Origin of the sequence: Streptomyces sp. Rer75 (assembly GCF_013414305.1) — a bacterium.
Taxonomy (GTDB): domain Bacteria; phylum Actinomycetota; class Actinomycetes; order Streptomycetales; family Streptomycetaceae; genus Streptomyces; species Streptomyces himastatinicus.
On record NZ_CP058693.1, the window covers coordinates 7,274,077 to 7,295,763 of the forward strand.

At 73.2% G+C, this 21,687-nt stretch carries 17 protein-coding genes and 1 riboswitch; of the genes, 10 read left to right on the plus strand and 7 right to left on the minus strand.

From position 1 onward, the window contains the following. Positions 1-30 precede the first annotated feature (30 nt). A complete protein-coding gene (locus tag HYQ63_RS31305) occupies positions 31-1,017 on the minus strand; it encodes a sucrase ferredoxin (protein ID WP_179937159.1) in 987 nt (328 codons plus the stop codon). 227 nt (positions 1,018-1,244) lie between these two features. Here HYQ63_RS31305 and HYQ63_RS31310 point away from each other — a divergent pair, with 227 nt between their 5' ends. Next, complete coding sequence (locus HYQ63_RS31310) at positions 1,245-1,580, plus strand: tetratricopeptide repeat protein (RefSeq protein WP_257232262.1); 336 nt, start codon at positions 1,245-1,247, stop codon at positions 1,578-1,580. Between the two features lie 93 nt (positions 1,581-1,673). On the opposite strand, the gene HYQ63_RS31315 is transcribed toward HYQ63_RS31310, so the two are convergent. Then, positions 1,674-4,124 carry a DNA topoisomerase (ATP-hydrolyzing) subunit A gene (locus HYQ63_RS31315; protein WP_179937161.1) on the minus strand — a complete coding sequence of 817 codons (2,451 nt, stop codon included), beginning with the start codon at positions 4,122-4,124 and terminating at the stop codon, positions 1,674-1,676. Between the two features lie 230 nt (positions 4,125-4,354). Here HYQ63_RS31315 and HYQ63_RS31320 point away from each other — a divergent pair, with 230 nt between their 5' ends. The 4 genes from HYQ63_RS31320 to HYQ63_RS31335 all read left to right on the plus strand — a co-directional run bounded on the left by HYQ63_RS31320 (position 4,355) and on the right by HYQ63_RS31335 (position 9,332). Beyond that, positions 4,355-5,731, plus strand: coding sequence for a pitrilysin family protein (locus HYQ63_RS31320; protein WP_179937162.1), 1,377 nt, complete (start codon positions 4,355-4,357; stop codon positions 5,729-5,731). 20 nt (positions 5,732-5,751) lie between these two features. Then, the gene (locus HYQ63_RS31325) at positions 5,752-7,137 is read left to right on the plus strand and encodes a M16 family metallopeptidase (RefSeq protein ID WP_373689220.1); all 1,386 of its coding nucleotides are present in this window, start codon (positions 5,752-5,754) and stop codon (positions 7,135-7,137) included. A 224-nt stretch (positions 7,138-7,361) separates the two neighbouring features. Then, positions 7,362-7,524: riboswitch (cyclic di-AMP (ydaO/yuaA leader) on the plus strand. A gap of 14 nt (positions 7,525-7,538) precedes the next feature. Beyond that, positions 7,539-8,333: a M23 family metallopeptidase gene (locus HYQ63_RS31330; protein ID WP_179937164.1), complete on the plus strand. Its 795-nt coding sequence runs from the start codon at positions 7,539-7,541 to the stop codon at positions 8,331-8,333. A gap of 210 nt (positions 8,334-8,543) precedes the next feature. Continuing rightward, positions 8,544-9,332 carry a GntR family transcriptional regulator gene (locus HYQ63_RS31335; protein ID WP_257232263.1) on the plus strand — a complete coding sequence of 263 codons (789 nt, stop codon included), beginning with the start codon at positions 8,544-8,546 and terminating at the stop codon, positions 9,330-9,332. A 114-nt stretch (positions 9,333-9,446) separates the two neighbouring features. Here HYQ63_RS31335 and HYQ63_RS31340 read toward each other — a convergent pair whose 3' ends face one another. Beyond that, positions 9,447-9,728, minus strand: coding sequence for an HPr family phosphocarrier protein (locus HYQ63_RS31340; RefSeq protein ID WP_179937166.1), 282 nt, complete (start codon positions 9,726-9,728; stop codon positions 9,447-9,449). Positions 9,729-9,928: 200 nt separating this feature from the next. Here HYQ63_RS31340 and HYQ63_RS31345 point away from each other — a divergent pair, with 200 nt between their 5' ends. The 4 genes from HYQ63_RS31345 (at position 9,929) to HYQ63_RS31360 (ending at position 15,497) form a co-directional block, all read left to right on the plus strand. Continuing rightward, on the plus strand, positions 9,929-12,868 hold the full coding sequence (locus HYQ63_RS31345) for a bifunctional GNAT family N-acetyltransferase/acetate--CoA ligase family protein (RefSeq protein ID WP_179937167.1): 2,940 nt from the start codon (positions 9,929-9,931) through the stop codon (positions 12,866-12,868). A gap of 62 nt (positions 12,869-12,930) precedes the next feature. Then, complete coding sequence (locus tag HYQ63_RS31350) at positions 12,931-13,527, plus strand: DUF5998 family protein (protein ID WP_063735875.1); 597 nt, start codon at positions 12,931-12,933, stop codon at positions 13,525-13,527. After that, positions 13,527-14,756: an alkaline phosphatase family protein gene (locus tag HYQ63_RS31355; protein WP_179937168.1), complete on the plus strand. Its 1,230-nt coding sequence runs from the start codon at positions 13,527-13,529 to the stop codon at positions 14,754-14,756. Before HYQ63_RS31350 ends, HYQ63_RS31355 begins: the two co-directional genes overlap by 1 nt. A gap of 66 nt (positions 14,757-14,822) precedes the next feature. Further along, entirely contained in the window at positions 14,823-15,497 is a 675-nt protein-coding gene (locus HYQ63_RS31360) for a thymidine kinase (protein ID WP_179937169.1), read from the plus strand. Here HYQ63_RS31360 and HYQ63_RS31365 read toward each other — a convergent pair. Next, positions 15,494-16,288, minus strand: coding sequence for a VOC family protein (locus HYQ63_RS31365; RefSeq protein WP_179937170.1), 795 nt, complete (start codon positions 16,286-16,288; stop codon positions 15,494-15,496). The genes HYQ63_RS31360 and HYQ63_RS31365 overlap by 4 nt on opposite strands. A gap of 286 nt (positions 16,289-16,574) precedes the next feature. Here HYQ63_RS31365 and HYQ63_RS31370 point away from each other — a divergent pair, with 286 nt between their 5' ends. After that, positions 16,575-17,411, plus strand: a complete 837-nt coding sequence (locus HYQ63_RS31370) for a sulfurtransferase (protein WP_179937171.1) — start codon at positions 16,575-16,577, stop codon at positions 17,409-17,411. Positions 17,412-17,493: 82 nt separating this feature from the next. Here the strand turns inward: HYQ63_RS31370 and sepH are convergent, their stop codons facing one another. The 3 genes from sepH to HYQ63_RS31385 all read right to left on the minus strand — a co-directional run bounded on the left by sepH (position 17,494) and on the right by HYQ63_RS31385 (position 21,564). Continuing rightward, positions 17,494-18,621 (minus strand): septation protein SepH, encoded by a 1,128-nt coding sequence (gene sepH / locus HYQ63_RS31375; protein WP_179937172.1) that lies wholly within the window; start codon positions 18,619-18,621, stop codon positions 17,494-17,496. A 407-nt stretch (positions 18,622-19,028) separates the two neighbouring features. Continuing rightward, positions 19,029-20,354 carry a D-arabinono-1,4-lactone oxidase gene (locus tag HYQ63_RS31380; protein ID WP_179937173.1) on the minus strand — a complete coding sequence of 442 codons (1,326 nt, stop codon included), beginning with the start codon at positions 20,352-20,354 and terminating at the stop codon, positions 19,029-19,031. Next, positions 20,308-21,564: an MFS transporter gene (locus HYQ63_RS31385; RefSeq protein ID WP_179937174.1), complete on the minus strand. Its 1,257-nt coding sequence runs from the start codon at positions 21,562-21,564 to the stop codon at positions 20,308-20,310. Before HYQ63_RS31385 ends, HYQ63_RS31380 begins: the two co-directional genes overlap by 47 nt. Positions 21,565-21,687: the final 123 nt, after the last annotated feature.

Sequence of the window (21,687 nt, forward strand, 5' to 3'; positions counted from 1 at the left end):
AGGCCGGGGGCCGTCCGGGAGGGCGGTCGCTCAGCGCCGGGCGGCGGTGACCGTCCGTCCGTCGCGCGCGGGCCGCACGGCCCGGATGCCGACCACGTCCATGCGGGCCGGGGAGCCCAGCGGCGAGCCGCAGCTCTGCGGCCGCGGCGGGGCGGCGGCCACCTGAGCCACGCTCACCCGCCACACCCGGCCGTCGGTGTGCGCCACGGTCACCGACCAGGCGGGGGCGGCGCTCTCGGTGCGTACGACGGTCAGCGCGTCGGCCCCGTCCTCACCGGTCAGCTCGCGGACCGCCAGCTCGGCCGCCTGTCCGGGCCGCTCCCAGGCGGAGCGGCCGCGGCAGCCCTCGGTGGCCACCCGGTTCTCGCGCAGGGCCGCGAGGGTGTCCTTGACGTCCTGGGCGGTGACCCGGCCGTAGGCGTAGCCGTGCGGGAGGACGACGAGCGTCGGCGAGAAGCGGTGGCCGCCGATGTGGGTGATCTCCCAGGTGCCCTCCACTCCGGCGGTGGTCAGCTCGGCGGCCAGCGGGCGGCCGAGCAGCGCGCAGCAGCGGTCGCGCTTTCCGTTGGTGCACACCAGCACCAGCGGATCGCCGGTGTACTCCCCCCACTCCCCGGGGAGGCCGCCGGGAGCGTCGTCGGCCGCACCGGTGAGGCCGCTCGCGTCTCCCGCGCCCAGCGCGGCGAAGTCCAGGTCGAGCAGTTGCCCCGGGTCGGCGAGGGCGGTCGTGCGGATCCAGGAGCGGCCGGGCCGGGTGTGCGCCACGAACACCCGGTGACGGCTGCCCGCGTGCAGGTCGGCATGGCGGCCCGGCCGGCGGATCAGCGCGACCCGGACGCCGGTGCCTTCGGCGGCGTGCTCCAGGGCGCGCCCCACGGCCGGGTCCAGGCGGCTGGCGGTCAGGGCCTCGGTGCCCCAGGGGCCCGGTTGTTCGACAAGCAGCCAGGTGGGGGCGGTGGCCGCCGTCCCGGCGAGCGGCTCGGACAGGTCCCGGGAAGCGGTCGTGCACGTGCTCACGAAGGTAAGCCTAACCTCTGTCGATCAACTTCGCGCACGGGTGGGGTAATCAGGGTGACGGGGGAGCGGGAAGGTCCGGTTCCCCGGGGCGCGCACCCTGTTCCGCGGGGGCGGGGACGGCGGGAGAATGACTGTTCCGGGGGCGGAGGGGGGTTCTGATGTGCGGGCTGTGGGCGCGGTGGCGCGGACGCCGCGGGAAGCGCGGGGCGCGACGGCTGGATCCGGCGGTGAGAGCGAGGGTGCGGGCGGCGTACGCCGAGGGACGGCCGATCCCCGAGGCGCTCGCCCGGCAGGCGGCGCTCGCCGGTGACCGGGAGGGCATGACGGTCTACGGCATCGGGCTCGGCAACCGCGGTGCGTACCAGGAGGCCCTGCACTGGCTCGGCAAGGCGGTGGACGCCGGGGACCTCACCGCGCTGGTGGTGCTCGGCACCCTGCATCTGGACCTCGGCGATCCGGTCGAGGCGGAGCGGCACTTCCGGAAGGCGGCCGACCGCGGCCACCCCGGCGCCCGGGTAGCGCTCCGGCAGCTGCGGGCCCGGCGCAACGGGGCCGGGCACTGAGCCCCGCGCCGCGCTCATCGCTCCCGGTGGCCGCATGCGCAGGGCGCGGCACCTCTCCGGTGCCGCGCCCCTGATCGTCCGTTCCCGCCGTGCCTACACCGGCCCGGCGACCACCGCCACCGGCTTGGCGAGCGGCACTCCGGAGCCGTCCCGGCGCGGATCGGGCTCCGGCAGCGGCACCGGGGCGCCGGTGGCCGACGCCGCGCGGGCCGGGGCCGCGCCCGCCCAGGCCAGCACCAGACAGTCCTCGCCCTTGAGGAACCGCTGACAGCGCACCCCGCCCGTGGCCCGCCCCTTGCGCGGGTACTGGTCGAAGGGGGTGAGCTTGGCCGTCTGCTGTACGGAGTCGTCGAGCGTGCCGTGCGTACCCGAGACCGTGAACACCACCGCGTCGGCAGCCGGGTCGACCGCCGTGAACGAGATCACCTTCGCGTCAGGCGCGAGCTTGATGCCCGCCATGCCGCCCGCGGCCCGCCCCTGCGGCCGCACCTGGCCCGCCGGATAGCGCAGCAGATGGGCGTTGTCGGTGATGAAGACCAGATCCTCCTCGCCGGTGCGCAGCTCGACCGCGCCCACGATCCGGTCGCCCTCCTTGAGGCCGATGACCTCCAGCTCCTCCTTGTGGGCCGGATAGTCCGGGACCACGCGCTTGACGACGCCCTGCTCCGTGCCGATCGCGAGCCCCGGCGAGGACTCGTCCAGGGTGGTGAGGCAGATCAGCTCCTCGCCCTCCTCCAGGGACAGGAACTCGGCGATCGGCGCCCCGCCCGCCAGGTTCGGCGTCGCGGAGGACTCCGGCAGCTGGGGCAGGTCGATCACCTGGAGCCGCAGCAGCCGCCCGGTCGAGGTCACCGCCCCGACCTCCGCGCGGGCCGTCGCCGGGACCGCCGAGACGATCACGTCGTGCTTGCTGCGCTTGGTCTGCTCGCCCGCGAACGGCTCCCCGTTCGCCGTACGGGCCAGCAGCCCGGTGGAGGACAGCAGCACCCGGCACGGGTCGTCCGCGACCTCTAGCGGCACCGCGGCCACCGGGGCGTCGGCGGACTCCAGCAGCACCGTGCGCCGCGGGGTGCCGAACTTCTTGCCCACCGTGGCCAGTTCGGAGGAGACCAGCTTGCGCAGCTCCGCGTCCGAGTCGAGGATCCGGGTCAGCTCCTCGATCTCCGCGTTGAGCTTGTCGCGCTCCGACTCCAGCTCGATCCGGTCGAACTTGGTCAGCCGGCGCAGCGGAGTGTCCAGGATGTACTGCGTCTGGACGTCCGACAGGTCGAAGCGGTCCATCAGCGTTTCCTTGGCCTGCGCCGAGTTCTCGCTGGACCGGATGAGGCGGATGACCTCGTCGATGTCGAGCAGGGCCACCAGCAGCCCCTCGACCAGGTGCAGCCGGTTGCGTCGCTTGGTGCGCCGGAACTCGCTGCGCCGCCGCACGACGTCGAAGCGGTGGTCGAGGTAGACCTCCAGCAGCTCCTTGAGCCCCAGCGTGAGCGGCTGGCCGTCCACCAGCGCCACGTTGTTGATGCCGAAGGACTCCTCCATCGGCGTGAGCTTGTAGAGCTGCTCCAGCACGGCCTCCGGGTTGAAGCCGTTCTTGATCTCGATCACCAGGCGCAGGCCGTGCGCACGGTCGGTGAGGTCCTTGACGTCCGCGATGCCCTGGAGCTTCTTGGCGCCGACCAGATCCTTGATCTTGGAGATGACCTTCTCGGGGCCGACGGTGAAGGGCAGTTCGGTGACGACGAGGCCCTTGCGGCGGGGCGTCACGTCCTCCACGGCCACCGTGGCGCGGATCTTGAAGCTGCCGCGCCCCGTCTCGTACGCGTCCCGGACGCCGCTGAGCCCGACGATCTGTCCGCCGGTCGGCAGGTCGGGACCCGGCACGTGCCGCATCAGCGTGTCGAGGTCCGCACCCGGGTGCTTGATCAGGTGGCGGGCGGCGGCGACCACCTCGCCCAGGTTGTGCGGCGGCATGTTCGTCGCCATGCCGACCGCGATCCCGGACGTGCCGTTGACCAGCAGGTTCGGATAGGCGGCGGGGAGGGTGACGGGCTCCTGCTCGCTGCCGTCGTAGTTCGGCGAGAAGTCGACCGTGTCCTCGTCGATGGACTCGGTCATCAGCGACGTCGCCGAGGCCATCCGGCACTCGGTGTACCGCATCGCGGCGGGCGGGTCGTCGTTGCCCAGCGAGCCGAAGTTCCCGTGGCCGTCGACCATGGGCAGGCGCATCGAGAACGGCTGCGCCATGCGCACCAGCGCGTCGTAGATCGACGCGTCACCGTGCGGGTGGAGCTTACCCATCACCTCGCCGACGACGCGGGCGCACTTCACGAAGCCGCGCTCGGGGCGCAGCCCCATCTCGTTCATCTGGTAGAGGATGCGTCGGTGCACGGGCTTGAGCCCGTCGCGGGCGTCGGGCAGCGCGCGCGAATAGATGACCGAGTAGGCGTACTCCAGGTAGGAGCCCTGCATCTCGTCGACGACGTCGATGTCGAGGATGCGCTCCTCGAAGTCGTCCGGCGGCGGACTCTTCGTGCTGCGGCGGGCCATCGCGCTTGCGGCTCCTTCAACGGCAGAGCGGGATCTGACGCGGACCATTGTGGCCCCGTCCACCGACAACTGTGGAACGGGCCGTCCCCGAACGGCACGGCGGGACCTTGGCCGGACCTTTGCGTGACGGGAACTTCGCCAGATGTCCGTGCGGTTGCATACAGTGACAGAAGCGCTCATCACAGCGGTTCACACGCGCTCCACACGCGATCGAAGGGACGTACATGCCCATGGGTCACACGGCCACGCAACAGGCCGGCTCCGGCGGCCTGAAAGCGACCGAGCACCGTCTGGCCAACGGCCTGCGGGTGGTGCTCTCCGAGGATCACCTGACCCCGGTCGCCGCGATCTGCCTCTGGTACGACGTCGGCTCACGCCACGAAGTCAAGGGGCGTACCGGCCTCGCCCACCTCTTCGAGCACCTGATGTTCCAGGGCTCGGCCCAGGTGACGGGGAACGGCCACTTCGAGCTGGTCCAGGGGGCCGGCGGCTCGCTCAACGGCACGACCAGCTTCGAGCGCACCAACTACTTCGAGACGATGCCCGCCCACCAGGTCGAGCTGGCGCTCTGGCTGGAGGCGGACCGGATGGGGTCCCTCCTGACCGCGCTGGACGACGAGAGCCTGGAGAACCAGCGGGACGTCGTCAAGAACGAGCGCCGCCAGCGCTACGACAACGTTCCGTACGGCACGGCCTTCGAGAAGCTCGTCGCCATGGCCTACCCCGACGGCCACCCGTACCACCACACCCCGATCGGCTCGATGGCCGACCTGGACGCCGCCTCCCTGGAGGACGCCCGGGAGTTCTTCCGCACGTACTACGCGCCGAACAACGCGGTGCTGTCCGTCGTCGGCGACATCGACCCCGAGCAGACGCTCGCGTGGATCGAGAAGTACTTCGGCACCATCCCCTCCCACGAGGGCAAGCGGCCGCCCCGCGACGGCACGCTCCCGGAGGTCATCGGCGGGCAGCTGCGCGAGGTCGTGGAGGAGGAGGTCCCGGCCCGCGCCCTGATGGCCGCCTACCGGCTGCCGCACGACGGCACCCGTGAGGCCGACGCCGCCGACCTGGCGCTGACCGTCCTCGGCGGCGGCGAGTCCTCCCGGCTGCACAACCGCCTGGTCCGCCGCGACCGTACGGCCGTCGCCGCCGGGTTCGGCCTGCTGCGGCTGGCGGGCGCGCCGTCGCTGGGCTGGCTGGACGTGAAGACCTCCGGCGGGGTCGAGGTGCCCGGCATCGAGGCCGCCGTCGACGAGGAGCTGGCCCGCTTCGCGGAGGAGGGCCCGACGCCGCAGGAGATGGAGCGCGCCCAGGCGCAGATCGAGCGCGAGTGGCTGGACCGGCTGGCCACCGTCGGCGGCCGCGCCGACGAGCTGTGCCGGTTCGCCGTGCTCTTCGGCGACCCGCAGCTGGCGCTGACCGCCGTGGGGCGGGTGCTGGACATCACCGCCGAGGAGGTGCGGGCCGTGGCCGCGGCGCGGCTGCGCCCCGACAACCGGGCCGTGCTGGTCTACGAGCCCGTCCAGGGCGCCGAGGACGCGGACGACGAGTCCTCCGGCGCCGCAGAAGCCGCCGACACCGACGCAGAAGGGGAGGCGGCCCAGTGAGCGACGCCGTCACCGCCACCATGACCTTCCACCCGCAGCCGCAGGGGGGTGCCCCCAAGCCGTGGGCCTTCCCGGCGCCGGAGCGCACTGAGCTGTCCAACGGGCTCACCGTGCTGCGCTGCCACCGCCCCGGCCAGCAGGTCGTCGCCGTGGAGATCAACCTCGACGCCCCGCTGGACACCGAGCCGGCCGGTCTGGACGGCGTCGGCACGATCATGGCGCGCGCCCTGTCCGAGGGCACCGACAAGCACACCGCCGAGGAGTTCGCCGCCGAGCTGGAGCGCTGCGGCGCCACCCTGGACGCCCACGCGGACCACCCCGGCGTCCGGGTCTCCCTGGAGGTGCCGGTCTCCCGGCTGCCCAAGGCGCTCGGCCTGCTCGCCGACGCGCTGCGCGCCCCCGCCTTCCCCGACGGCGAAATCGAGCGGCTGGTGCGCAACCGGCTGGACGAGATCCCGCACGAGCTGGCCAACCCGGCCCGCCGCGCCTCCATGGCCCTGGCGAAGGAGCTGTTCCCGGCCGAGTCGCGGATGTCCCGGCCGCGCCAGGGCACCGAGGAGACCATCGAGGGCATCGACGCCGCGGCGGTGCGCGCCTTCTACGAGGCGCACGTCCGGCCGTCCACCGCGACCGCGGTCGTCGTCGGCGACCTGGCCGGTGTCGACCTCGACCAGGCGCTCGCCGACACCCTCGGCGCCTGGACCGGAGGCCCGGCCCCGCAGCGCTCGGTCCCGCCGGTCATCGCCGACGACACCGGCCGTGTGGTGATCGTCGACCGGCCCGGCGCGGTCCAGACCCAGCTGCTCATCGGGCGCATCGGCGCCGACCGGCACGACCGCGTCTGGCCCGCGCAGGTGCTCGGCACCTACTGCCTGGGCGGCACCCTCACCTCCCGGCTGGACCGGGTGCTGCGCGAGGAGAAGGGCTACACCTACGGGGTGCGCGCCTTCGGCCAGGTGCTGCGCTCGACGCCGCCCTCGCCGGCCGGCGGCGGCTCGGCGGGCGCCTCGCTGCTGGCGATCAGCGGTTCGGTGGCCACCGAGGTCACCGGCCCGGCGCTGGACGACCTGTGGACGGTGCTGCGGACGCTGAAGGAGGAGGGGCTGACGGACGCCGAGCGCGATGTCGCCGTGCAGAACCTCGTCGGCGTCGCCCCGCTGAAGTACGAGACGGCCGCCGCCGTGGCGGGCACGCTCGCCGACCAGGTCGAGCAGCACCTGCCGGACGACTTCCAGGCGCAGCTGTACGCCCGGCTCGCCGAGGCGGGGACGGTGGAGGCGACCGCGGCGGTCGTGAGCGCCTTCCCGGCCGACCGGCTGGTGACGGTGCTCGTGGGTGACGCCTCGAAGATCGAGGCGCCGGTCAGGGCGCTCGGCATCGGAGAGGTGCGCGTCATCACCGGCTGAACCGCGTGCCGCCGGGCCCGACATGTCCCGGGCCCGGCTCAACGCACCATCAGTACAAGGACCCTGGCGTCAAGTGAGACGTCAGGGTCCTCCCGTATGTCCGATTTGAGGGGCGTTTGGTTTGTGGCGAGAACAACAAAAACCCGTAACCGTTTGGTGATCGAAACGCGGCCCGTTTAGCGTCAGTGCGGCTGTTCGCCGGATACCCGCCGCGCCCGCGGCACGGACAGCCATCGCCGAGTCCCACTGGTGCGAGTGCCAGGGGAGCCGGGGACCCAAACGTCCCTGGGGTGAATCGGACGCCTTCCCCGGCCGGGGGAGGGGCCCGTAGGAGACCTTCCTGCTCCGAACCCGTCAGCTAACCCGGTAGGCGAGAAGGAAGGAAAGGAGTGCGCCACACCATGGCGTTCACCCGTGCCGCCGGGAAGCACCGACGTCCCAGCCAGACCGCCGTCCGCACCGGCGCGAACATCGCTGGCATCACCACGGTCGCTTCGGGCGTCGTCGCCGGCATCGCCGGCCCGGCCCTCGCCGCGACCGGCGAGACGCCGTCTCCCCAGGACACCGGTCTCCGCCAGGCGATGGTGATGGGCGACGGTCTCTCCGACCAGATCGACGCGCAGGCCCAGTCCCAGGAGAGCGCCGCCGAGGCCGCCGCCGCCAAGGCGAAGGCCGAGGCCGTGGCCCGCCAGGAGGCCGCGCGGAAGGCCGAGGCGGCCGCGAAGAAGGCCAAGGCGGAGCGCGAGGCCAAGGAGCGCGCCGCGCGTGAGGCCGAGCGCAAGCGCCTCAACACGTTCGTCTCGCCCATCGACGGCTCCTCCGTCTCCACCGGCTACGCGGCGTCCAGCGGCCTGTGGTCCTCCGGCAGCCACACCGGGATCGACTTCTCGGCCTCCACCGGCACCGAGGTGCAGTCGGTGGGCATGGGCGAGGTCGTCGAGGCGGGCTGGGGCGGCGCCTACGGCAACAACGTCGTCATCAAGATGAACGACGGCACCTACACCCAGTACGGCCACCTCTCCTCGATCGGCGTCTCGGTCGGCGAGAAGGTCACCCCCGGCCAGCAGATCGGCCTGTCCGGTGCCACCGGCAACGTCACCGGCCCGCACCTGCACTTCGAGGCCCGCACCACCGCGGAGTACGGCTCGGACATGGACCCGCTGTCGTACCTGCGCTCGCACGGCGTCAACCTCTGACCCGTCGCCGTCCCCGTCGAAAGGCCCCGTCCGCTCCGGACGGGGCCTTCGGCGTTACCCGGCCGGGACGCTCCACTGTGACCAAAAAATATCCCTGAATTGCCTTCGCCCATCGGAAATCCCGGCGGCTTCGAATAGAGTCGCTGAACACGCGTCAATCGGATGCGTTTCGCGGGGTTGAGGCGGAGGTTCGACAATGCGGGACCGGAAGTGAACGGGGATACGGCCGCACTCCAGGGCGGTCGCCGGATTTCGGCACATGCGGTGTGCACGGCGATCCGTGACGACATCATCTCCGGTACCTATCCGCCCGGCAGCCGGCTGACCGAGGAGCTGCTCGCCCGGCGCTACGGAGTCTCCCGGGTGCCCGTCCGCGAGGCGCTGCGCACCCTGGAGTCCGAGGGCTTCGTGACGACCCGGCGGCATGCCGGCGCGTGCGTCGCGCAGCCGTCCGAGAAGGAGGCGGCCGACCTCCTGGACATCCGGGCCCTGCTGGAGCCGCTGGGTGCCGCCAGGGCCGCCCAGCGGCGCACCGAGGGGCATCTGAAGGTGCTGCGCGGTCTGGTCCGGCTCGGCCAGGAGCGGGCCCAGCGCGGCCGGCTGGGCGAGCTGCGCTCGCTGGGCGACTGGTTCCACGAGACGCTCGCCCAGGCGTCCGGCAGCCCGAGCCTGGCGGGAATGCTGGTGCAGCTGCGGCGCAAGACGGCGTGGGTGTACGCGGCGGACCCGGCCCGGCAGGCCGCGCAGGCGGTGCAGCCCGCGCAGGTCATGCAGGCCGTACCGGGCGCGGCCGGGTGCGCCGACCCGTCGGTGCGCGCCATCGAGTCCTGGGCGGAGCACGGGGCGATCGTGGACGCGGTCGCGCGCGGCGACGCCGACCGGGCGCGGGCGCTCGCCGCCGCGCACACCGAGCGCTCGCTGGCCGAATACCGATTGCGAAACGCGTCCCAGGTGAGAACTTCGAAACATTCCGTAAACACGGCGAGCGGCCGGAATTAACAGCCGCTCGGTATATAGCTCAATGGAATTCGCGATGCGGAAAAGCAACGGGGCCGCGGTGATCCGTAATGGTTCACCGCGGCCCCGCCGCGCCGAAATGCGATTCGGACGGAATCAGACGGTCTCCGGAAGCTCCTCGAGACCCTCGGCCACCAGCTTCGCCAGACGGTCGAGCGCGACCTCCGCGTCGTCGGCCTCGGAGGCGAGCACGACCTCGTCGCCACCCTGAGCGCCCAGGCCGAGCACGGCGAGCATGGAAGCGGCGTTGACCGGGGTGCCGCCCGCCTTGGCGATCGTGATGGGGACGCCGGCGGCGGTCGCCGCACGGACGAAGATCGACGCCGGGCGGGCGTGCAGGCCCTCGGCCCAGCCGATGTTGACGCGGCGCTCAGCCATGGTGTTGCCCTTCAGATCTGCGGGTGCTGTTGTCTAGACCAGATCATACGGTGTCCGGTCTCGCCCGGGTTCGGGCCCGAGTGGGTCCGGTCATGTCCGAACAGGTCCGATACGGACTTTCCCTCGACACCCCCCGTTCACGCAAGGGTGTCCGCCATGCGGACCTCTCCGTCCCGGACTTCAGCCCGTACCCTGTCCCCATGCCGAGCTCGTCGGATCATCACGCGTACCCCACCCACTGGGAGGCCGACGTGGTGCTCAGGGACGGTGGCACCGCGCAGATCCGCCCCATCACGCCCGATGACGCGCAGCGCCTGGTCAGCTTCTACGAACACGTCTCGGACGAGTCGAAGTACTACCGCTTCTTCGCGCCCTACCCCCGGCTCTCCGACCGCGACGTCCACCGCTTCACCCACCACGACTACGTCGACCGGGTCGGCCTCGCGGCGACCGTCGGGGGCGAGTTCATCGCCACCGTCCGCTACGACCGCATCGGCGAGGACGGGCTGCCCGCCCACCTCCCGCCCCCCGGTGAGGGCGACGCCGATCGGGCCCCCGCCGACGAGGCCGAGGTCGCCTTCCTGGTCCAGGACGCCCACCAGGGCCGCGGCGTGGCCTCCGCCCTCCTCGAACACATCGGGGCCGTCGCCCGCGAGCGCGGCATCCGCCGCTTCGCCGCCGAGGTGCTGCCCGCCAACACCAAGATGATCAAGGTGTTCACGGACGCCGGCTACACCCAGAAGCGCAGCTTCGACGACGGCGTCGTCCGCCTCGAATTCGACCTCGAACCCACCGACCGCTCCCTCGCCGTCATGCGCGCCCGTGAGCAGCGCGCCGAGGCCCGCTCCGTGCAGCGGCTGCTCACCCCCGGCTCCGTCGCCGTCATCGGAACCGGCCGGGCCCCCGGCGGGGTCGGCCGCACCGTGCTGCGCAACCTCCTCGACGGCGGCTTCACCGGGCGGGTCCACGCCGTCAACCACGCCTTCCCCGAGGACTGGACGCGCCTGGAGCCCGACGGCGTCCCGGCCCACCGCTCCCTGCGCGAGGTCGACGGACCGGTCGACCTGGCCGTCGTCGCCGTCCCCGCCGCGCAGGTGCCCGCCGTCGTCGCCGACTGCGGCGAACACGGCGTCCAGGGGCTCGTCGTCCTCTCCGCCGGGTACGCCGAGAGCGGCCCCGAGGGCCGCGACCGCCAGCGCGACCTGGTCCGCCAGGCCCGCACCTACGGCATGCGCGTCATCGGGCCCAACGCCTTCGGCATCATCAACACCGCCGAGGGCGTGCGGCTGAACGCCTCCCTCTCACCCCGGCTGCCCGTCCCCGGCCGCATCGGGCTGTTCACCCAGTCCGGCGCGATCGGCATCGCCCTGCTGTCCGGGCTGCACCGGCGCGGCACCGGACTCACCCGGCCCACCGGCACCGAGGGGATGGCGGGTCTCGCGGGGCTGGCGGGCCTTGCGGGTCTCGCGGGTCTGGCGGGTATCTCTTCGTTCATCTCCACCGGGAACCGCGCCGACGTCTCCGGCAACGACCTCCTCCAGTACTGGTACGAGGACCCGGAGACCGACGTCGCCCTCATGTACCTCGAATCCATCGGCAACCCCCGCAAGTTCACCCGGCTCGCCCGGCGCACCGCCGCCGTCAAGCCCGTCGTGGTCGTCAAGGGCGCCCGGCACAGCGGCAGCGCCCCCACCGGGCACGCCGTGCCCACCACCCGCATCCCCGACGCCACCGTCTCCGACCTGCTGCGACAGGCGGGCGTCCTGCGCGTGGACACCGTTACCCAGCTCGCCGACGCCGGGGTCCTGCTCGCCTCCCAGCCGCTCCCGGACGGGCCGCGCGTCGCCATCCTCGGCAACTCCGAATCCCTCGGCCTGCTCACCTACGACGCCTGCCTCACCGAAGGGCTGTGCCCGCTGCCGCCCCGCGACCTCACCACGGCCGCCGCCCCCGAGGACTTCCACCGCGCCCTGACCGGGGCGCTCGGCGACGACGAGTGCGACGCCGTCGTCGTCACCGCTATCCCGTGGGTCGGCGACGCCCGCACGGCGGACCTCGCCGCGGCCGTCCGCACGGCGGCCACCGAGGCGTCCGGGCGCGGCGCGGCCAAGCCGGTGGCGGTGGTCCACCTGGAGATCCCCGGCCTCGCGGAGGCCCTCGCGGGCGTCGGCGACCCGGCCTCGGCGCCCGGCGCCGAACCGTCGGCCGAACCACCGGCCGGGACCCGCCGGATCCCGGCCTATCCGGCCGCCGAGCGCGCGGTGCGGGCGCTCGCCGAGGCCGTGCGGTACGCGAGCTGGCGGCGGGAATCCGAGGAGCCCGGCCGGGTGCCGGAGTACGACGACATCGACGAGGCCGGGGCCGCCGCCGACATCGAGGTGCTGCTGGCCCCGCCCGAGGGAGCCCCGCACCAGGGCATCCCGCCGCCCGACGCCCCCGCGGCCGACGGCGCAGGCATCGAGCTGTCCGCCGCCGACACCCAGCGCCTGCTGGCCCGCTACGGCGTCAGCGTGCTGCCCGCGCTGCCCGCGCCCGACCCCGACAGCGCCGTACGGGCCGCCGGGCGGCTCGGCTACCCGGTCGCGCTGAAGCCCACCGCCCCGCAGCTGCGCCACCGCACCGACCTGGGCGGGGTGCGGCTCGACCTCGGCGGCGAGGCGGAACTGCGCCGCGCGTACGCCGAACTGACCGCGCATCTCGGCCCCGCCGAGGAGCTGGGCCTGGTCGTGCAGCGGATGGCGCCGCGCGGCGTCGACACCGTCGTACGGGCCGCGATAGACCCCGGCGCCGGAGCCGTGCTCTCCTTCGGGCTCGCGGGCGCCCCGTCCGAACTGCTGGGCGACACCGCCCACCGGCTCGTCCCCGCCACCGACCGGGACGCGGCCGAGCTGATCCGGTCCATCCGGACCGCGCCGCTCCTCTTCGGCTGGCGGGGTTCCAAGCCGGTGGACACCGCGGCCCTCGAAGAGCTGCTGCTGAGGGTGTCGCGGCTGGTGGACGACCATCCCGAGGTGGTCGCCGTCGACCTGGAGCCGGTGGTCGTCGCCCAGCGCGGCCTCTCCGTGCTCGGCGCGTCCGCGCGGCTGGCGCCGCCGCCCGTGCGCACCGACCTCGGCCCCCGCCATCTGCCCGCCTACTGACGGGCCGGGACCGGTGACGGGCATGGGAGCCGGTGTCGGCGCCGCCCCGTAGGATGGTGCCCATGGCGAAGACCGGTACGACGACCCAGGGGCTGCGCGCGGCGATCGAGCGCAGCGGCTATTACCCGGCACTCGTGGCCGAGGCGGTGGAGGCCGCCGTGGGCGGCGAGCCGATCGTGTCGTACCTGGTCCATCAGGAGACCACGTTCGACGCCAACGAGGTCCGCCGCCATGTCACGGTCCTCGTCCTCACCGGAAACCGCTTCATCGTCAGCCACACCGACGAGCAGGCCGCGGACGGCACCTCCCCGTCGCCGTACGCGACCACCTCCACCGAGTCCGTGAAGCTCCAGCGGATCTCGTCGGTCGTGCTCAGCCGTGTCGTCGCCAACCCCGAGTCGTACACCCCGGGCACGCTGCCCCGCGAGGTCGTGCTGACCATCGGCTGGGGCGCCGTCAACCGCCTCGACCTGGAGCCCGCCGCCTGCGGCGACCCCAACTGCGAGGCCGACCACGGCTACACCGGCTCGTCCACCGCCGACGACCTGAGCCTGCGGGTCAGCGAGGCGGGCGACGGCCCCGACACCGTCCGCCAGACCCTCGCCTTCGCCCAGGCGCTCTCCGAGGCCACCGCGGCCACCCCGGACACCGGCCGCTGATGCCCGGCTCCGCCACCGGCCCGACCACCGCCGCCGACTCCGTCTGGCCCGAGCCGGTGCCGCTCGATCCCCGTACCGCTCCGCTGCCGCGCTACGGCACGGGCTCGCTCGCCGATCTGCTGCCCGCGATCGCCGCGGGCCAGGAGGTCCCAGGGCTGACGTCCGGGCTCGCCCTCGCGCCCGCCGACCGGGTGTGCGTCTTCCTGGTCGACGGCCTGGGCTGGGAGCTGCTGCGCGACCACCCCGCCGAGGCGCCCTTTCTGACCTCGCTGCTCTCCACCTCGCTGAACGGCACCGGCGCCCCGCTCACCGCGGGCTTCCCGTCCACCACCGCGACGTCGCTCGCCTCCGTGGGCACGGGCCTGCCGCCCGGCGCCCACGGGCTGCCGGGCTATACGGTGGCCGACCCCGCCACCGGCCAGCTCATGAACCAGCTGCGCTGGCAGCCCTGGACGGATCCGCACGCCTGGCAGCCGTATCCCACGGTCTTCCAGCTGGCCGACGCCGCGGGCGTGCACACCTGCCAGGTCTCCGCGCCGACCTTCGCGGAGACCCCGCTCACCAAGATCGCGCTGAGCGGCGGCACCTTCCACGGCCGGCTCTCCGGCGAGGAGCGGATGGACCTCGCGGCCGAGCAGCTCGGCGCCGCGGACCGCTCGCTCGTCTACACGTACTACAGCGAAGTGGATGGCAAGGGTCATCGCTTCGGCGTCGACTCCGCGGAGTGGCGTGACCAACTCCGCTACGTCGACGGGCTGGCCCGGCGGCTCGCCGAACAACTCCCGCCCCGCGCCGTGCTGTACGTGACCGCCGACCACGGCATGATCGACATCCCCTTCGACCCGGAGTCGCGCCTCGACTTCGACACCGACTGGGAGCTGCGGGCGGGCGTCGCGCTGCTGGGCGGCGAGGGCCGGGCCCGCCATCTGTACGCGGTCCCCGGCGCGGCCGGCGACGTGCTCGCCGTATGGCGTGAGGTGGTGGGGGAGCGGATGTGGGTGGCCAGCCGTGACGAGGCCATCGAGGCGGGCTGGTTCGGGCCGCCCGGCGGCACCGGCGGCGTGGACGACCGGGTCTACCGGCGCATCGGCGACATCGTGGCCGCCGCCCGCGACGACATCGCGATCGTCGCCTCGGAGACCGAGCCGAAGGAGTCCGCGATGGTCGGGCTGCACGGTTCGATGACCCCGGTGGAGCAGCTCGTCCCGCTGCTCGAAGTACGCTCCTGAGCGACCGCGTCACCCGCGCGATCGCGTCACCGCCACCTGTCTCGTACGAAAGGCTCCGCCACCCCCATGCCCGAGCTGGTGTTCTTCTCCGGAACCATGGACTGCGGAAAGAGCACGCTGGCTCTTCAGATCGAGCACAACCGCTCGGCCCGCGGGCTCCAGGGGATGATCTACGCCCGGGACGACCGGGCGGGCCACGGCAAGCTCTCCTCGCGGCTCGGGCTGGTCACCGAGGCCGTCGAGGCCGTGCCGGACCTGGACTTCTACGCCCATGTGGTCGGCGTGCTGACGGCCGGGAACCGCGCCGACTACGTCATCGTGGACGAGGCGCAGTTCCTCACCCCGCTCCAGATCGACCAACTCGCCCGCATCGTCGACGACCTGGGGCTGGACGTCTTCGCCTTCGGCATCACCACCGACTTCCGCAGCAAGCTCTTCCCCGGCTCCCAGCGGCTGGTCGAACTCGCGGACCGCGTGGAGGTGCTCCAGGTCGAGGCGCTGTGCTGGTGCGGTGCCCGGGCCACGCACAACGCCCGTACGGTCGGCGGCGAGATGGTCGTCGAGGGCGCCCAGGTCGTCGTGGGCGACGTCAACCGGCCGGAGAGCGAGGTGGGTTACGAGGTGCTGTGCCGTCGCCACCACCGGCGCCGGATGACGGCCGCCGGCGCGCGGGCCGCCAGCCTGTCACCCGACGTGCTCCCGGTCGACTCCTCGCCCGCCAGTCCGCCGACCGCTCCCTAAACTCCCGCAGCCCGGACGACGGTGAAGGCCGCCCCCTCCCGGTCCGTGACCAGGGCCGCGCGACCGGTCGCCCGGTCCGACGGCGGTTCGACCACCCGGCCGCCCAACTCGGCGACCCGGCGCACCGCTTCGTCCACGTCCCGTACCGCGAAGTGCGTCATCCAGTGCGCGCCCCGGTCGCGGGGCAGGGCCTGGCCCACGCTCCGGATCGCGCACACCGGCCGCCCGGCCAGGTGCAGGGTCCGGCGGCCGGGCTCGCCTGGCTCGGACGACGACGCGCTCCGCGTGCCGTCCGGTTCGTAGCCGAAGACCATCTGGTAGAACTTCGCGACCGCCCCGGAGTCGCGGGCCGTCAGCTCGTGCCAGACCGGGGTGCCGGGCGCCCCCGACTCCCGGAGGGCGGCGTGCTCCTCCTCCTGCCACACCCCGAACACGGCGCCCTCCGGGTCGGCGGCGATCAGCATCCGGCCCGCCTCGTCCGCGTCCAGCGGGCCCACGGCCACGGTGCCGCCGCAGGCGCGGATCATCTCCGCCGTCTCATCGGCGTCGGGGGAGGCCAGATAGGTCATCCAGGAGACCGGAAGCTGACGCTCCGGCGGCAGCTCGCCCAGCCCGGCGACCGGCACGCCGTCCCGTACGGCGCGGACGTACGCGCCGAGCTGCTGGGGCCCCGGTGTGAACTCCCAGTCGAACAGAGCGCGGTAGAAGTCCTGTGTCGCGGCAAGGCTGTGCACCATCAAACTCGTCCAGCAGGGCGTGCCCGGTGTGCGCCGAGTCGCTGCCTCGGTCATACGTCACTCTCTCCTCGGACCATCGTCGTGGCCGTGCGGCCCCGGGCCGTTCGGCGGCGCGGGGCGGTGATGCGGAGGTGCTGATGTGGGGGCCCGAACGATATTTGCACCACCTGCCGCGACAAGCGCCCCGGCCGCGCCGCAATATGGCTGCTCCGGAGGAAGAATGACCGGTTTATTGCCGCGCATCCGTTTCGCTTTGCTTGCCGTTGAGTGACGATCAGCTGTGCGTTGAGTGATCGGGGGGTCCAAACGTCGCAGGCGGATCTACGCAAGGATGGTTCCCATGAATGCCATCATCACCGCACCCGATCTCATGAACGCGCTGGCGGGGGAGCGCCCCCCGCTGCTGCTGGACGTGCGCTGGCAGCTCGGCGGCCCTCCCGGCCGCCCGGCCTACGAGGCCGGACATCTGCCCGGCGCCGTGTACGTCGACCTCGACACCGAGCTGGCGAGCCCGGCCGGGGCGGCGGGGCGCCATCCGCTGCCCGATCTTTCCGCGTTCGCGGCCGCGATGCGCCGGGCCGGGGTCGGCCGGGACCGGCGCGTGGTGGCGTATGACGGCGGACAGGGGTGGGCGGCGGCGCGCGCCTGGTGGCTGCTCCGCTGGGCGGGCCACCCCGACGTCCGCGTGCTCGACGGCGGTCTGCCCGCCTGGACCGCGGCCGGTGGCGCGCTGACCACCGACCTCCCGGGCGAGCCCGAGGGGGACTTCGTCCCGGAGCCCGGCGCCCTGCCGCTGCTCACGGCGGATGACGCGGCCGCGCTCGCCCGGCGCGGGGTGCTGCTGGACGCGCGGGCGGGCGAGCGCTACCGCGGCGAGGTCGAGCCGATCGACCGGGTCGGCGGCCACATCCCGGGCGCGATCTCCGCTCCCACCGCCGAGAACGTCACCGCCGACGGCCATCTGCTGCCCGCCGAGCGGCTCGCCGAGCGCTTCGCGGAGCTCGGCGCCACCGGGGACGCCGAGGTCGGGGTGTACTGCGGTTCGGGCGTCTCGGCCGCGCACCAGGTCCTGGCGCTGGCGGAAGCCGGGATTCCGGCGGCTCTGTACGTGGGGTCGTGGAGCGAGTGGTCCGCCGACGGCAGCCGTCCGGTGGCCACCGGCCCCCAGCCCGGCTGAGCTGAACCGCCGCAGAGCTCCGGGCCCGTCACCGAACTGCGGTGACGGGCCCGGAGCCTGTGGAGAACGAGTGGCCCGGAGGCTACTCCTGCTTCTTGCGGCGCGTACCGAAGACGATCTCGTCCCAGCTCGGCACCGCCGCCCGGCGACCCGGACGGACACCGTCCGCCTCCGCCTGGCGGTCCGTCGTACCGGTCAGCCGGTCGCGGTGGCCCGCGACCGAACGGGGCATCAGCACATCCGCGTACGCCGAACCCGCGCTCGCCGCCGGGGCGGGCGGCTCGACGGCCTCCGCCTCCTCCACCGGCTCGTCCGGCGGGGGTGGCGGCGCCACGACCGGCGCCTCGGGCACGACCATGTCACCACGGAAGTTGGGCACGGCCTCCAGCAGGCTGGTCAGCGAGTCGCGCTCGCCGCCGAGCCCGTCGTCCGCCGAGGCGGACGGCGACACCGGCAGGGCGGACTCGTCCTCGTCGTCGCCGTACTCGGAAGACGTCCCCCGGTCCCGGTCTCTTTCTCTGTCCCGGTCTCTGTCCCTGTCCTTGTCCCGGTCCCGGGGCAGCCGGGCGATGCGCGGGACGAAGGGGAAGCTGGGCTCCGGGGTGTCGTCGGCCTCGCCGATGAGCGTCCGCGCCTCGTCGTCCACGGCCTGGACCAGCCGCCGGGGCGGGTCGTACGTCCAGCTCGCCGAGTGCGGCTCACCGGCGACCCGGTAGACCAGCAGCACCTCCCAGGTGCCGTCGTCACGCCGCCACGAGTCCCACTGCGCGGTGTCCTTCTCGGCGCCGCGCAGCAGCAGCCGCTCCGCCACGGCCTCGCCGAGCTGCGGTCCGGTGTTCTCGCCGGGGCGGCGCACGGGTGTCTTACGGGCGCGCTCGGCCATGAACGCGCGCTCCGCGAGCACCGGGCCCTCGAAGCGGCGCACACGGTCGACGGGAATGCCGGCCATCTGCGCGACCTCTTCGGCCGTGGCGCCGGCACGTATACGGGCCTGGATGTCACGGGGCCGCAGATGGCTCTCGACCTCGATCTCGATCTGGCCGAGCCGAGCGCGGTCGTTGCGCACCGCGGCGCGCAGTCGCTCGTCGATGGGAAGTGTGTACTCCGTGCTGTCCGCAGCCTTGAGCACCAGCCGTGTGCCGTCGTTGCTGACGGCCACGACACGCAGTTCGGGCATGGGGACCTCCCGGGTGGTGCCTGCCGACGTCACGGTTGCGTCGCTGCTCTCCCGCTAGACGAGTGTGGCCTGCCCGGGTGCAGCCTGCCACAACTTTGCCGAGTTGCCCGGGCCGGTTGGTTGCCGCCCTCTGCCCCCTCCCGTTGGGTCCGGGCGGCCGGACGGGAAAGCGGGGCCAGGGCTCGCCACAGTACTCCATTTGGGCCGCTCGGGTGGAGCGGCGCGCCAGCCGAGTTCGGGCGTGGCGTGGTGATCCAGCGCCGAATCCTTCGAAGTGGGGCGCATTTTGGGCCGCAAGTTTCACAGGAACGTCAGAATCGGAATGATCCGTTTCGTTTATAGTCCGCTTCCCCCTGCGAGCTGGAACGAATGTCCACGCCGGGGCCGGAGGCGCCGGAGCGGCCGCGGCCCGAGGGCGCACCCGCTCCCGGCCGGGCGGCTCAGCCGCCGAGCACCCGCCGCAGGTAGTCGTTGCCGAACACCCGGTCCGGGTCGAGCCGGTCGCGGAGCGCGGTGAACTCGCCGAACCGCGGATAGACCCCGGAGAGATACGCGGCGTCGCGGCTGTGCAGCTTGCCCCAGTGCGGGCGTCCGCCGTGCGCGGTCATGATCTGCTCGGCGGCCGTGAAGTACGCCCGGTGCGGGGTGCCCCGGTAGAGGTGGACGGCGATGTACGCGGTGTCCCGGCCGGAGGCGGTGGACAGCGGGATGTCGTCGGCGGGCGCCGTCCGCACCTCCACCGGGAAGCTGACCCGCAGCCCCGACCGTTCGACGGTCTCCTTCAGTTCGCGCAGCGCCGGGACGGCGGCCTCGCGCGGCACCGCGTACTCCATTTCCAGGAAGCGGACCCGGCGTGGGCTGGTGAAGACTTTGTAAGGAATGTCCGTGTAGGTGCGGGCGGACAGGGCACGACTGGAGATCTTTGCGATCCCGGGGATGGTGGCGGGGACCGCCCGGCCCACCGTGCAGGCCACCTGGAAGATGCCGTTGGACAGCAGTTCGTCGTCCACCCAGCCGCTGACCCGGCCGACGGGGGAGGCGGGGCCGGTGCTGCGGTTGTTGCGCTTGGTGTTGCAGTTGCCCGTGTGTGGGAACCAGTAGAACTCGAAGTGCTCGTTCTCGGCGACGAGTTGTTCGAAGTCCGTCATCACCCGGTCGAAGGACATCGGCTCCTCGCGCGCCGTGAGCAGGAACTCCCGCTCCACCCCGAAGGTGATCGCCGTGACCACGCCGAGCGCGCCGAGGCCGACCCGGGCGGCCGCGAAGATCTCCGGGTGTTCGGTCGCCGAGCAGCGCAGCACCGAGCCGTCCGCCGTGACCAGCTCCAGCCCCTTGATCTGGGCGGCGATCGAGGCGCTGTCGCGCCCCGTCCCATGGGTGCCGGTGGAGGTGGCCCCCGCCACCGTCTGCTCCATGATGTCGCCCATGTTGGCCAGCGACAGGCCGTGGGCCGACAGGGTCTCGTTGAGCTGACGCAGCGTCGTGCCCGCCGCGACGGTCACCGTGCCCGCCTCCCGGTCCACCTCCCGCACGCCCACCAGGCGGTCCGGGCGTATCAGCACGCCGTCGGTGGCGGCCGTGGTGGTGAAGGAGTGGCCGGTGCCCACCGGCTTGACCCGCAGCCCGTCCGCCACGGCCTGCCGCACCGCCTCGGCCAGCTCCTGGGTCGAGGAGGGGGCCACGCTCCGCACCGGACGGGCGATGACGTTCCCCGCCCAGTTACGCCACACGCTGTTCCGCTCGGTTCTTACGGTCTTGACGGCCATCCGCACCCGACCCCTCCCGCTGTGGCGCCGGCCGGAGCCGGCGATACCCGAGGAACGCCACCGCCGCCGCGAGCGCCCCGGCCACGGCCGGCACCGCGTACCCCGCGCGGGCCCCGGCGGCGTCCACCACCCCTCCAGTGGCCGACGAGCCGAGCGCCACGCCGACCGCGAGCCCGGTGCTCACCCAGGTCATGCCCTCGGTCAGACGCGCGCGTGGTACGTGCTGTTCGACGAGGGCCATGGTCGTGACCATCGTCGGTGCGACGGCCAGGCCCGCGACAAAGAGCGCCACGGCCAGAAACGAAAGGTTCCCGACCAGTTGGAGGGGGATCATACTCACGGTCATCGCACAAATACCCAGCAACCAGCGGAAAGACAGCGATCTTTTGAGCGGCAGCAGCCCGAAGACGGCTCCCGCCGTGCACGAGCCCAGCGCGTACACCGCCAGGACCAGGCTCGCCGCCGCCTTGTGACCCTCCTCCTCGGCGAACGCCACCGTCGCCACGTCGACCGCTCCGAAGATCGTCCCGACCGCGACAAAGGTGAGGACCAGCACCTGGAGCGCGCGCGACCGCAGCGCGGAGCCACCGGTGTGCGGCCCGCGCGGATGCGGCGCGGGCTCGGTGGCCCGCTGCGCGGTGAGCCAGAAGACGCCGACGGCCAGGAAGCAGCCCGCCAGCAGCGGGCCCGCCTCCGGGAACCAGGCGGTGGACAGCCCGATCGCGATCATCGGCCCGAGGATGAAGCACGCCTCGTCGACGATGGCCTCCCAGGCGTACGCGGCGTGCAGTTCACGCGGCGCGTCCTGGTGGATCGCCGCCCAGCGGGCGCGCACCATGGAGCCGACGCTCGGCACACAGCCGGCCGTGGCGGCGAACACGAACAGCGTCCAGTCCGGCCAGCCCCGGTGGGCCGCCAGCAGCAGCCCGGCCAGCGAGCTGAGCGTGATGAGGGTCGCGGGGCGCAGCACCCGGCGCTGGCCGTACCGGTCGACCAGCCGGGAGGTCTGCGGGCCGAGGACGGCGACGGAGAGCGCGAGGGTGGCCGCCAGCGCACCGGCGAGCCCGTACCGCCCGGTGAGTTGGGAGACCATCGTGACCACGCCGATGCTCGTCATGGCCACGGTCATCCGCCCGATGAACCCGGCCGCGGAGAACGCCTTGGCGCCGGGGGCGGCGAAGATCACACGGTACGGACTGGGGCCGGGCATGGGGGGCCTCCGCGGGCGGGCAGAGCGGCAGGACGGGACGGCGGGAGCAAAGAGAGCAGGTCGGCGGGGCCGAGGGGGTAAGGAACGTCGAAGCTGATACAGCTTACGGTCACCGCGGGGCCC

Excerpts from the sequence above, each read along its gene's own strand:
- HYQ63_RS31315 (WP_179937161.1), bottom strand. The coding sequence starts at position 4,124 with ATGGCCCGCCGCAGCACGAAGAGTCCGCCGCCGGACGACTTCGAGGAG.
- HYQ63_RS31320 (WP_179937162.1), top strand. The coding sequence starts at position 4,355 with ATGGGTCACACGGCCACGCAACAGGCCGGCTCCGGCGGCCTGAAAGCG.
- HYQ63_RS31325 (WP_373689220.1), top strand. The coding sequence starts at position 5,752 with ATGACCTTCCACCCGCAGCCGCAGGGGGGTGCCCCCAAGCCGTGGGCC.
- HYQ63_RS31330 (WP_179937164.1), top strand. The coding sequence starts at position 7,539 with ATGGCGTTCACCCGTGCCGCCGGGAAGCACCGACGTCCCAGCCAGACC.
- HYQ63_RS31340 (WP_179937166.1), bottom strand. The coding sequence starts at position 9,728 with ATGGCTGAGCGCCGCGTCAACATCGGCTGGGCCGAGGGCCTGCACGCC.
- HYQ63_RS31345 (WP_179937167.1), top strand. The coding sequence starts at position 9,929 with ATGCCGAGCTCGTCGGATCATCACGCGTACCCCACCCACTGGGAGGCC.
- HYQ63_RS31350 (WP_063735875.1), top strand. The coding sequence starts at position 12,931 with ATGGCGAAGACCGGTACGACGACCCAGGGGCTGCGCGCGGCGATCGAG.
- HYQ63_RS31355 (WP_179937168.1), top strand. The coding sequence starts at position 13,527 with ATGCCCGGCTCCGCCACCGGCCCGACCACCGCCGCCGACTCCGTCTGG.
- HYQ63_RS31360 (WP_179937169.1), top strand. The coding sequence starts at position 14,823 with ATGCCCGAGCTGGTGTTCTTCTCCGGAACCATGGACTGCGGAAAGAGC.
- HYQ63_RS31365 (WP_179937170.1), bottom strand. The coding sequence starts at position 16,288 with ATGACCGAGGCAGCGACTCGGCGCACACCGGGCACGCCCTGCTGGACG.
- HYQ63_RS31370 (WP_179937171.1), top strand. The coding sequence starts at position 16,575 with ATGAATGCCATCATCACCGCACCCGATCTCATGAACGCGCTGGCGGGG.
- HYQ63_RS31380 (WP_179937173.1), bottom strand. The coding sequence starts at position 20,354 with ATGGCCGTCAAGACCGTAAGAACCGAGCGGAACAGCGTGTGGCGTAAC.
- HYQ63_RS31385 (WP_179937174.1), bottom strand. The coding sequence starts at position 21,564 with ATGCCCGGCCCCAGTCCGTACCGTGTGATCTTCGCCGCCCCCGGCGCC.